General features: G+C 72.4%; 11 protein-coding genes. 6 read left to right on the top strand and 5 right to left on the bottom strand.

The window, feature by feature from the left end; all coding sequences use genetic code 11:
* A partial coding sequence (locus tag ABT106_RS28405; protein WP_502979506.1) for a HAMP domain-containing protein occupies nt 1-3,687 on the bottom strand: 3,687 nt, incomplete at its 3' end.
* Between the two features lie 332 nt (nt 3,688-4,019).
* On the opposite strand from ABT106_RS28405, the gene ABT106_RS28400 reads away from it, so the two are divergent.
* The 4 genes from ABT106_RS28400 (at nt 4,020) to ABT106_RS28385 (ending at nt 7,747) form a co-directional block, all read left to right on the top strand.
* The gene (locus ABT106_RS28400; RefSeq protein WP_351282911.1) at nt 4,020-4,913 is read left to right on the top strand and encodes an MEDS and STAS domain-containing protein; all 894 of its coding nucleotides are present in this window, start codon (nt 4,020-4,022) and stop codon (nt 4,911-4,913) included.
* Nucleotides 4,910-5,896, top strand: coding sequence for an anti-sigma factor RsbA family regulatory protein (locus tag ABT106_RS28395; protein WP_351282908.1), 987 nt, complete (start codon nt 4,910-4,912; stop codon nt 5,894-5,896). Before ABT106_RS28400 ends, ABT106_RS28395 begins: the two co-directional genes overlap by 4 nt.
* An 83-nt stretch (nt 5,897-5,979) precedes the next feature.
* The gene (locus ABT106_RS28390; protein ID WP_351282905.1) at nt 5,980-7,158 is read left to right on the top strand and encodes an aromatic acid exporter family protein; all 1,179 of its coding nucleotides are present in this window, start codon (nt 5,980-5,982) and stop codon (nt 7,156-7,158) included.
* Between the two features lie 181 nt (nt 7,159-7,339).
* Nucleotides 7,340-7,747 (top strand): SsgA family sporulation/cell division regulator, encoded by a 408-nt coding sequence (locus ABT106_RS28385; protein WP_351282903.1) that lies wholly within the window; start codon nt 7,340-7,342, stop codon nt 7,745-7,747.
* Nucleotides 7,748-7,920: 173 nt separating this feature from the next.
* On the opposite strand, the gene ABT106_RS28380 is transcribed toward ABT106_RS28385, so the two are convergent.
* The 3 genes from ABT106_RS28380 to ABT106_RS28370 all read right to left on the bottom strand — a co-directional run bounded on the left by ABT106_RS28380 (nt 7,921) and on the right by ABT106_RS28370 (nt 9,348).
* Nucleotides 7,921-8,370 carry an SRPBCC family protein gene (locus ABT106_RS28380; RefSeq protein ID WP_351282913.1) on the bottom strand — a complete coding sequence of 150 codons (450 nt, stop codon included), beginning with the start codon at nt 8,368-8,370 and terminating at the stop codon, nt 7,921-7,923.
* Nucleotides 8,371-8,590: 220 nt separating this feature from the next.
* Nucleotides 8,591-8,857, bottom strand: coding sequence for a DUF4235 domain-containing protein (locus ABT106_RS28375; RefSeq protein ID WP_351282900.1), 267 nt, complete (start codon nt 8,855-8,857; stop codon nt 8,591-8,593).
* The gene (locus tag ABT106_RS28370) at nt 8,854-9,348 is read right to left on the bottom strand and encodes a hypothetical protein (RefSeq protein WP_351282897.1); all 495 of its coding nucleotides are present in this window, start codon (nt 9,346-9,348) and stop codon (nt 8,854-8,856) included. Before ABT106_RS28370 ends, ABT106_RS28375 begins: the two co-directional genes overlap by 4 nt.
* A gap of 217 nt (nt 9,349-9,565) precedes the next feature.
* On the opposite strand from ABT106_RS28370, the gene ABT106_RS28365 reads away from it, so the two are divergent.
* Nucleotides 9,566-9,739 carry a CsbD family protein gene (locus tag ABT106_RS28365; protein ID WP_351282894.1) on the top strand — a complete coding sequence of 58 codons (174 nt, stop codon included), beginning with the start codon at nt 9,566-9,568 and terminating at the stop codon, nt 9,737-9,739.
* 117 nt (nt 9,740-9,856) lie between these two features.
* Here ABT106_RS28365 and ABT106_RS28360 read toward each other — a convergent pair whose 3' ends face one another.
* Nucleotides 9,857-10,306 (bottom strand): hypothetical protein, encoded by a 450-nt coding sequence (locus ABT106_RS28360; RefSeq protein ID WP_351282891.1) that lies wholly within the window; start codon nt 10,304-10,306, stop codon nt 9,857-9,859.
* Nucleotides 10,307-10,437: 131 nt separating this feature from the next.
* Here ABT106_RS28360 and ABT106_RS28355 point away from each other — a divergent pair, with 131 nt between their 5' ends.
* Nucleotides 10,438-10,599: a hydrophobic protein gene (locus ABT106_RS28355; RefSeq protein WP_351282888.1), complete on the top strand. Its 162-nt coding sequence runs from the start codon at nt 10,438-10,440 to the stop codon at nt 10,597-10,599.
* Nucleotides 10,600-10,704: the final 105 nt, after the last annotated feature.

Raw genomic sequence — 10,704 nt, 5'->3', positions numbered from 1 at the left:
GTGGTCACCTTTGCCGCCCCCCGCCCCCCCCCGGCCCCGCGGGGGTGGGGGGTCCGGCGCCGGGGCGGCGCCCCGGCCGCCCGCCCGGGCGACGGCGGCGGGGGCGGGGGGCTCCGGAGCGGGGGCCTCCGTGTCCCGCTCGACGAAGTCGGGTCGCGACACCGGCAGGTACAACGTGAACGTCGACCCCTCACCCGGCGTGCTGCTCGCGGTGACCACGCCTCCGAGGAGCCGGGCGATCTCCCGGGTGATGGACAGTCCCAGTCCGGTGCCGCCGTACTTGCGGCTGGTCGTGCCGTCGGCCTGCTGGAACGCCGCGAAGATCACCTCGAGTTGTTCCTCGGCGATGCCGATGCCCGTGTCCACGACCTTGAACGCCACCACGGACCCGGCCCGGATCAGCTCGGCGGGCAGCTCCCCGGCCTTCGCCGGTTCGATCCGCAGCTGGACCCGGCCGCTCTCGGTGAACTTGACCGCGTTGGACAGCAGGTTGCGCAGGATCTGCTGGAGCCGCGCGTCGTCGGTGAGCAGGTCCACCGGTACGCCGGCCGAGCTCGTGATGTCGAAGTCGAGGCCCTTTTGGCTGGTCAGCGGCCGGAAGGAGGCTTCGACGTAGTTGAGGAGCCGCTTGAGCGAGACCCGTTCCAGGTTGACGTCCATCTTGCCCGCCTCGACCTTCGACAGGTCGAGGATGTCGTTGATGAGCTGGAGGAGGTCGGACCCGGCGGAGTGGATGATGCCGGCGTACTCCACCTGCTTGGGCGTGAGGTTGCGGCTGGGGTTCTGCGACAGGAGCTGGGCCAGGATGAGCAGGCTGTTGAGCGGCGTGCGCAGCTCGTGGCTCATGTTGGCGAGGAACTCGGACTTGTACTTCGACGCGAGCGACAGCTGCTGGGCCCGGTCTTCGAGTTCCTGACGGGCCTGCTCGATCTCCAGGTTCTTCGTCTCGATGTCGCGGTTCTGCGTGGCGAGGAGGGCCGCCTTCTCCTCCAGTTCGGCGTTGGAGCGCTGGAGTTCGTCCTGCTGGACCTGCAACTGCTCGGACCTCGCCTGCAGTTCACCGGTGAGGCGCTGCGACTCGCCGAGGAGTTCGTCCGTGCGGGCGTTGGCGACGATGGTGCTGACGTTGACCCCGACCGTCTCCATGAGGCGCCCGAGGAAGTCGCGGTGCACGGGGGTGAAGGAGCTGAAGGTGGCGAGTTCGATGACCCCGAGGACCTGGTCCTCGACGAGGATGGGCAGCACGATGAGGTTCGCGGGCGTGGCCGCGCCCAGGCCGGAGGAGATCAGGTAGCCGGGCGGCAGGTTGTCGGTGGTGAGGATGCGGCGGCTGCGGGCCGCCTGTCCCACCAGGGTCTCGCCGCGCCGCACCCGCTGGGCGGCGGGGCGGTCGGCGGGCCGTCCGAACGAGCCGATCAGGGAGAGCCAGGTCTCGCCGTCGGTTTCCTCGGCGAGGTAGAAGGCCCCGTAGCTGGCGTCGACCAGGGGCGCCAGTTCGTCCATGACGAGTTCGGCGACGACGGCGAGATCGCGGTGGCCCTGCATGAGGCCGGAGATCTGCGCCAGGTTGGACTTCAGCCAGTCCTGTACCTGGTTGGCGCGGGTCGTCTCGCGGAGCGAGCCGACCATCGAGTTGATGTTGTCCTTGAGTTCGGCGACCTCACCGGAGGCGTCCACGGTGATCGAGCGCGTCAGGTCGCCCTCGGCGACGGCGCTGGCGACCTCCGCGATCGCACGGACCTGCCGGGTCAGGTTCCCGGCCAGCTCGTTGACGTTCTCCGTCAGCCGCTTCCAGGTACCGGACACGCCCTCGACCTCGGCCTGGCCGCCGAGCCTGCCCTCACTGCCGACCTCGCGCGCCACACGGGTCACCTCCGCCGCGAAGGAGGACAGCTGGTCGACCATCGTGTTGATCGTCGTCTTCAGCTCCAGGATCTCGCCCCGCGCGTCGACGTCGATCTTCTTGGACAGGTCACCGTTGGCGACCGCCGTCGTGACCAGAGCGATGTTGCGGACCTGGCCGGTCAGGTTGTTCGCCATGGAGTTGACGTTGTCGGTGAGGTCCTTCCAGGTGCCCGCCACGTTGGGCACCCGCGCCTGACCCCCGAGCCGGCCCTCGGTTCCGACCTCGCGCGCGACGCGGGTGACCTCGTCCGCGAAGGCGGACAGCGTGTCCACCATCGTGTTGATGACCCCGGCGAGCGCCGCGACCTCGCCCTTCGCCTCCACCATGATCTTCTGCGACAGGTCGCCACGGGCCACGGCCGTCGCCACCTGGGCGATGGACCGCACCTGCCCCGTCAGGTTCGACGCCATCACGTTGACGTTGTCCGTCAGGTCCTTCCAGGTGCCCGACACCCCCCGTACGGTGGCCTGGCCCCCCAGGTTGCCTTCGGTGCCCACTTCCCGGGCCACGCGCGTGACCTCGTCGGCGAACGCGGACAGCTGGTCGACCATCGTGTTGATGGTCTCCTTCAGCTCCAGGATCTCGCCCCGCGCGTCGACCCGGATCTTCTGCGAGAGATCGCCCTGCGCGACCGCGGTGGTGACCTCCGCGATCGAGCGGACCTGCGCGGTGAGGTTGTCGGCCATGAAGTTCACCGAGTCGGTCAGGTCCCGCCACGTGCCGGAGACCCCCTTCACGTCCGCCTGCCCGCCGAGGCGGCCGTCCGTACCGACCTCCCGGGCCACGCGGGTCACCTCGTCGGCGAACGCCGACAGCTGGTCGACCATCGTGTTGATCGTCGTCTTCAGCTCCAGGATCTCGCCCCGCGCGTCGACCCGGATCTTCTGCGAGAGATCGCCCTGCGCGACCGCGGTGGCGACCTCCGCGATCGAGCGGACCTGCGCGGTGAGGTTCCCGGCCATGAAGTTCACCGAGTCGGTCAGGTCCCGCCACGTGCCGGAGACCCCCTTCACGTCCGCCTGCCCGCCGAGGCGGCCGTCCGTACCGACCTCCCGGGCCATGCGGGTCACCTCGTCGGCGAACGCCGACAGCTGGTCGACCATCGTGTTGATGGTGTTCTTCAGCTCCAGGATCTCGCCGCGGGCGTCGACGGCGATCTTCTGCGACAGGTCGCCCTTGGCGACCGCCGTCGTCACCTGCGCGATGTTGCGGACCTGGTCGGTCAGGTTTCCGGCCATGAAGTTCACCGAGTCGGTCAGGTCACGCCAGACTCCGGCCACGCCGGGCACCTCGGCCTGACCGCCGAGCCGTCCCTCGCTGCCGACCTCGCGCGCCACCCGGGTGACCTCGTCCGCGAAGGAGGACAGCTGGTCGACCATCGTGTTGACGGTGTCCTTCAGCTCCAGGATCTCGCCCCGGGCCGCCACGTCGATCTTCTGCGACAGGTCACCGCGGGCCACGGCGGTCGCCACCTGGGCGATGTCCCGTACCTGGGTGGTGAGGTTGCCGGCCATCGCGTTGACGGAGTCCGTCAGGTCGGCCCACGTTCCCGAGACGCCCGGAACCTCGGCCTGACCGCCGAGGGTTCCCTCGGTTCCGACCTCGCGGGCGACGCGGGTCACCTCCGACGTGAACAGGGAGAGCTGGTCGACCATGCCGTTGAAGACGGTGGCGATCTCCCCCAGCAGCCCGTCGGCCTCGTCGGGCAGGCGGGTGCCGAAATCACCGTCCCGGACGGCCGTCAGGCCGGCCAGGAGCTGACGCAGCTCCGGCTCTCCCACCGCCCCCGACACCTTCACGCCCGTCGCTGCAACCGCCGGCTCGACCATCCCTGCCCCATCTCCCTCTGCCCGGACCCGCCCGAAGGTTCGAGCGCCCCGCGCCAGGCTAAACCCCTGCGCACCGGCGCACGTACGGGACCGGTGAGGAGCCGGGCCACCCGCGCCCGGTGCCCGCCCTGCACCGGGCCGCAGGGCGGGCGGGCGGGCCGGGCACCACACGGCGGGCGCGCGTTCGGCGGCACCCCCTAGAGTGTGCGGCGGGGCTCCTCGTGGCGGAGCCGTAACGGCACCGGCGGGGCTGGGGATGGAACGGTGAAGACGGTGGCTCTCCGATGACCGCGCGGGCGGACAGGGAACGCCGGGTCCAGGACATGGCCCACGGTGACCACCTGTGTCTGGCGTTCGCCGACGACGCGGAGCAGCGCCGGGTGGTCACCGCCTACCTGTCGGCGGGGCTGGAGCTCGGGGAGCGCGTGCTGTACTTCGCCGACCGGCGTGATCCCCGCGAGGTGCTGAGCTGGCTCGGCTCGGCGGGCACCGATCCGCGGCGGGCGCTGGCGAGCGGTCAGCTGGACGTGACCACCGCCGGGAAGAGCTACCTGGCGGCGGGCTCGTTCGACGCCGAGGCCATGGCCTCCTCCCTGGGGCAGGAGGTGCGGGACTCCCTCACGGCCGGGTACCGCGGTTTCCGCGTCAGCGGCGAGATGGGCTGGGCACTGCGCGACGTACCCGGAACCGATCAGCTCGAACGGTACGAGAGGCGGGTCACGGAGGTGTTCGCCGGGCAGCCGGCGTCGGCGATCTGCCAGTACGACGCCCGCCGCTTCGGCCCGCGCGCGCTGGACGCGTTCGACCGCTGCCACCCCGGCGCCGTGGAACCGGACGCGCTGTACGCGGCCCCCGGTCTGCGGCTGGTGCCCGGCTTCCGGGCCGGGCAGCGGTCCCTGCGCGTCGTGGGCACGGTGGACTACCGCGCCACCGACGCGTTCGCCGCCGCGCTGGAGACCACCTTGGACTGGCCGGGGGACGTGTGGGTGGACATGAGCGCCCTGGAGTTCATCGACCTGGCCGGCGTACGGGCGCTGGCGCACGCGGCCGGGCGGCTGCCGGCGGACCGGCGGCTGCACGTGGTGGACCTCGCCCCGCTGCTGTGCCAGGTGGTCGGCATGGTCGGCTGGGACGAGACGCCGTCCCTCATCGTCACCGCCCGGGAGACCGCGTCATGACCCTGATCCCCTCGGCGCTCCCCCCGGTCGCGCGGTCCGGCGGCGGCCCGCTCCTGACCCACCAGGCATTGGTCTACGGCACCGACGACGCGTTCCTGGCCGCGGCCGTGCCGTTCTGCCGGGACGGCCTGCGCGCGGACGACGCCGTCCTGGCGGTGACCACCGAGGCCAACATCGACCTGCTGCGCCGGGCGCTGGGCGATGCCGCCGGCCCGGTGGAGTTCGTCCCGTCCGAGGACTGGTACCGCAGTCCCGGCCGCACGCTGAGCGCGTACCACCGCTACGTCGAGCGGCACACGGCGAAGGGCGGGCACCGGCGGGTGCGGGTGATCGGGGAACCGGTGTGGCACGGTCGCGACGCGGTCGAGACGGCGGAGTGGACCCGGTACGAGGCGGCCATCAACCTCGCCTTCGCCCCCTGCCCGGTATGGATCGTGTGCCCCTACGACACCCGCTCCCTGCCGGCCCCGGTGGTCCGGGACGCCCTGCGGACCCACCCCCAGCTGGTGACAGGACCGGCCCCGCGGCCGAGTGAGCGCTACGTCGCGCCGACCACGCCGGGCGGGGCCTGGAGGCGGCCGGTGGCGACACTTCCGGCAGCGGGCCGGGCGGTCGCCGAGCTGCGGTTCGGGGCCGACCTGGGCCGGGCACGGGCCTTCGTGGCGGAGACCGCCGTCTCCCTGGGCATGTCCCCTTCCGGGGCGCGGCGGCTCGTGCTCGCCGTCAACGAGGTCGCCACGAACGCCGTCCAGCACGGCGCCGGCCACGGCCTGCTCACGCTGGGGCGCTCCGGTCACCGGATCGTGTGCGACGTCGCCGACTCCGGCCGGACCGGCGCCGACTGGTACGCGGGCTACCTGCCGCCGGACCCGGCCCGGCCGCGGGGGCACGGACTGTGGGCGGTGCGCCAGCTGTGCGAGCTCGTGGAGATCGACACCCACGAGGACGGCACCACCGTTCGGCTGCACATGGACCTGTCCTGACGCGCTGAACCCCGGCTCCGCCGGTCCGGCCGTGGCCGCGTCGACCGGGCCCGACCGGGCATACGGCATCCCGGAGGTGGCGTATGCCCGAGTGGGCCAAAGTACTGAGACCGGTGGTGGCGACGTTCGCCGAGGCCACCGGCTACGTCCGGCGTGGGGTGCGGTCGCCGGGCACGGAGCGCGACGACCTGGTGCTGGGCGCGAAGACCGTGGTGGCGGCGATGGGCGCCTGGATGCTGGCCCGCCACTTCCTGCCGGTGGCGGTGGCCACGTTCGCCCCGTTCACCGCGCTGGTGGCGCTGCAGGCGACGGTGTTCCGCTCCCTGCGCGGCTGCGCCCAGTACCTGCTCGCGATGACCGTCGGGGCGGCCCTCGCCGCCACGCTGGCGGCCGCCGCCGGCATCCACGGCTGGACCTTCGGACTGCTCACCCTCCTCGCCCTGGCCCTCGGCCGCTTCCGGCCCCTGGGCGAGCACGGCACCCAGGTCGCGATCATCGGGTTCTTCGCCTTCTCCTCCGGACAGGGCCGGATCGACTACATCGGCCATCTCGTGGCCTCCGTCGTCATCGGCGCGGTCTGCGGGCTCACCGCGCACCTCGTCCTGGCCCCCGCACGGCACACCCGCCACCGGCAGGAGGCCGTGGCGGACCTGTACACGGGCATCCACCGCCGCATCGGCCGCCTGGCCGACGCGTTCGAGGCGGACGCGCCGGACTCCGCCCAGGTGCACCAGCTGCGGCGCGACTGGCGCAGGCTCTCCGCGGACGCCGACCGCATCCGGCACACCATCGACCGCGAGGCGGAGAACGGGCGTCTGAACCCCCGCCGAAGCATCGACGGGGCCGCCGAGGCCCTCCCCCGGGCCCACGAGGCCATCGCCGTGGCCCAACGGGGCCTCGATCACGTGCGGTCCGTCAGCCGCAGCCTGGACCACGCCGTCGACAGCGGGGAACTGGACGCCGTGCCCATCGCGTTCCGCTCCGCCTACGCGTCCCTGCTGCGTACGACGGCCGCGGCGATGGAACACATCGGCCGGACCGCCCGCACCGAACCGCACCGCCTCGACGAGCTGCTCGATCGGGCCTCCGCGGAACTCGACCACGCCCAGGAGCACGCCCTGCCGTCGCGGAACACCGCGCCGGAGACCGCCACCCTGCAGGGCACCCTCCTCACCGACGCGGCCCGCCTGGTGGCCGAACTCCGCCAAGGGCACCGCGCCCTCGACCCGTCGGTGCGGGAGGAAGCCCCGGAACCGGCGTGAGCCGGGGCGGTGGAGCACCGGCGCGGGGACGGATCCACGGATCGGCGCTGCTCGGCGGTGCCGCTCGGCAGCGCGTCCCGACAACCTGGCCCGGCAGTTCAGCCGGATGGCGCAGTGTGGCCCGCCGGAGAGGGGGCACACGGGGGGCGGCTGAGTAGCCCATTCCCGGAGGCCCGTGTTGATGTCCCCTGTGTCCGCCCTGATCAGCGTCCGCCTCCAGGCGGCCGCCGGGGGCGTCGTGCCCCTGCTCGGCCGGTTCTCCTACGACCGCGCCGACCCGTACGCGGTGCGGGCGCGGTTCTTCACCCAGGACACGGGCCTGCCGTCCTGGTGCTTCGACCGCCAGATGCTGGCCGAGGGACTCCACCGCCCGGTGGGCGAGGGAGACGTCACGTTCCGGCCGCAGTGGACGCCCGACGGCGAGGCGGTCCGCGCGGAACTGCGGGATTCCTCGGGCGGGCAGGGGGCGGTCCTGCTCTTCGACGCCCGCGCGCTCGCCCGGTTCCTCGACGAGACGTACGCGGTCGTCGCGCCCGGGGCGGAGACCTTCGACGCCGACGCGTTCCTCGACGAGTTGCTGGCCCGCTGACTCCGCGCGGGCGGCCCGGCAGGGCGCACCACGCGAGCAGGGCCCGGGCCGGGAAGTCCGGCCGGGGCCCCGAGGTGAAACGCCCTGAGGTGAAACGCGGAGAGCGGCGTGTGCCGTGAGTGTCGTGTGTGGGGCGTGGGCCGTGTGGCCCGGCTCCGGGCGGCAACGCCGCGTCAGATCCTGCCCCGCCAGGAGCCCGTCTCGGCTCCGCGGGATTCGATGTACTCCTTGAACTGCTTCAGGTCACCGGTGACCCGGCGCGTGACGAAGCCGAGCTTGTCGCCCACGTTCTCGGCGAGTCCCTCCGGATCGAAGTCCATCTGGAGCATCACCTTCGTCCGTGCGTCGCCGAGCCGGTGGAAGGTGACCACGCCGCCCTGCCGGACCTCTCCGCCGACGCTGGTCCAGGCGACGCGTTCGTCGGGGATCTGTTCGGTGATCTCGGCGTCGAACTCCCGCTCCACACCCGAGACCTTCGTCTGCCAGTGCGTCAGGGTGTCGTTGACCTGAGTGATCCTCTCGACCCCGGCCATGAAGCGCGGGAACGTCTCGAACCGGGTCCACTGGTTGTAGACCGTGCGGACGGGCACGTCGACCTCGATGGACTGCTCGACCTGCGACATGGAACCAACCTCCTCGTAGCGGGCCGCCCCGGACGGACCGGAGCGGCGGACGCTGCCATGGATGCTCTCCACACGCGGCTGCCCCGAGCGCTCCGGGGCATGCCCACGAGTCGTCTCGGGGCCGCCCCCGGAGACCGGTTGGCGCGGGTCTGCGCCGCACCCGTACGGCGCCACGCACCCCGCCGCCGCCCACCCTCCGGGGGCGGGCGGCCGTCGGCGCTCAGCCCGGCCAGGTGCCGGTCACGCGCCGCGTCGCCACGGCCCCGGACCGGTCCACGGCGGCCTTGACCACGGCGAAGATCGCCCCCTGGAGGCCGGCGGCGATGAGGATCTCCTTCCAGGAGCGGCCCTCGTCGGTGGCGTCGGGGGCGTCGCCCTCCCCCTCGATCAGCTTCCAGGCCTGCTTGAAGGCGATCCCCGCGATCATGCCGCTGGCGGCGCCCAGGGCCAGTCCGACCGGCTTGTAGGCGATCTTGGCCGCGTTCACTTGCGCCCCCGGCCACGCCGCACCAGCAGGAACACGACGAGGAAAGCGCCGGCGGCGAGCAGCGGGGTCCTGTTGGCCCGCGCCACGGCCGCGGCCTGCCCTGCCCTGTCGAGAACGGGTTCGGGCGTGTTCTCCGCCGCGAACCGGCCCGCGCGGGCCGTTGCCTGGCCCACCAGCCGGGACGCCTGAGCCGCCTGGTCCCGTACGGCGTCCGGGGTCGTGTCCTTCACCAGGCGCGCGGCCTGTTCCGCCGTGTCGCGGATCTGGTCGGTGACCAGGGCCGCCTTCCGCACGGCCTGCTCCTTCGCCGTGACGGCCTTGTCCTGTGCCTCCGCCGCCACCTCCTGGGCCCGCGCCGTGACGTCGGCCTCGCCCGCCGCGCCCGCCAGGGCCTCGATGCGCCGGCCGAACTCGTCCCGGGTGTGCTCCGGCCGCTCGCGCGGCTCCCCGGGGGAGGGGGTGGGTTCGTGGCTGTGGGGCTGGTCGGTCATCGGGGTGTCCCTTCCTCATTCGCGTACGCCGCTGTCACGGCGCGACTACCCATCAACCGCGGGAACACCCACCTGTAACGGGCGGCCCCGGACCCCGTACCCGCCGGGCTCCTGACAGGGCGCGGAGGAGAAGACCGGACCGGCCCGTTTCAAGGAGGGTTCACCGGTCATACGAGGTTGCGTAAGACGTTTTCCACCGCACAGGGAGTGATCGGCAATGTCTGGTGAGCAGAAGACCGAGGCCAAGGGCGAGCAGGCCAAGGGCAAGCTCAAGGAGGCCGCCGGCCACCTGACGGGCAACGAGCGACTGACCGCCGAGGGCCGCGCCGAGCAGGCCAAGGGCGACGCGCGCGAGGCCAAGGAGAAGGTCAAGGACACCTTCAAGCACTGACGTCTCTCGCGCACGGGGCCGGGACCGCACAGCGGTCCCGGCCCCGCCGCATGTCCTCCCGGAGCCCGGATCGGCCCGGATCGGCCCGGCCCGGCCCGGTCGATGACCGGCATCGGCTCAATTCGCCCCCGCGGGAGGTGTCGCGGTGTGGTCCGGGTGGTGCGGGGTGCGGCGCCTCGCCTTGAGGTCGGCCTCCAGGAGGTGGTCCCTCCCGGCTGCCAGTTCGCCGAGGATGTCGCGTTCCACCGCGGCGAAGGGCCGGTAGTAGGTGGAGTTGTACGCCTCGATCATCTGGAAGGTCCAGTGTCCCGGGATGACGTTGCGGCCGACGAGTTCGCGTTCGACCCGCTCGGCCTGCTCCTCGTGGCCCGCCTCCCGCAGCAGCCGGACCGCGTCCCCGAGCTCGAAGTCCGCCGTCCCGGTGAGCTGGTGGAACCCGTAGAGGTGGCCTCGGGCCCGTTCCGTGGTCTCCAGCGCCTTGGAGAGCGCCCCCAGTGCGCGCACCGTCTTCTCGTCGACGCCGTCGGGCACCTGGTGCGCCGGGTCCGTCTCGCGATCGCTGTCCATGGGGGTTCTCTGCCCGCGGGGGGACCGCCCGAGCGGCCGGTTGAGCCGTTCGGCGGACGGGGAAAACAAAAAGAAGTCGCATGCATGTCCCGGGTCCGCTCGGGCAGAAGGTGCTTCGGAGGTTGATAACTATGGTTCCCCTGCTTCTCGTTCTTCTGCTGGTACTGATCCTCTTCGGCGCGGGTTTCGCACTGAAGATTCTCTGGTGGGTCGCTATCGCAGTCCTGATCCTGTGGCTGATCGGTTTTGTCGCCCGTCCCAAGAACGGCAGCGGCCGCTGGTACCGCTGGTAGCCGCCGCGACGACGGCCTGGCAGTTCAGACACTGCATGGCGGTGGGGGGGGGGGGGGCGGGCCAGGGGGCGGCGCCCCCCCCCGCCCCCCCGGGGGGGGCGCGCG

The sequence above is a fragment of the Streptomyces sp. NPDC002044 genome (genome assembly GCF_040296725.1).
GTDB lineage: Bacteria > Actinomycetota > Actinomycetes > Streptomycetales > Streptomycetaceae > Streptomyces > Streptomyces antarcticus.
Note: the sequence above shows the minus strand (reverse complement) of the source record. Positions and strands in the feature narration are given on the sequence as shown.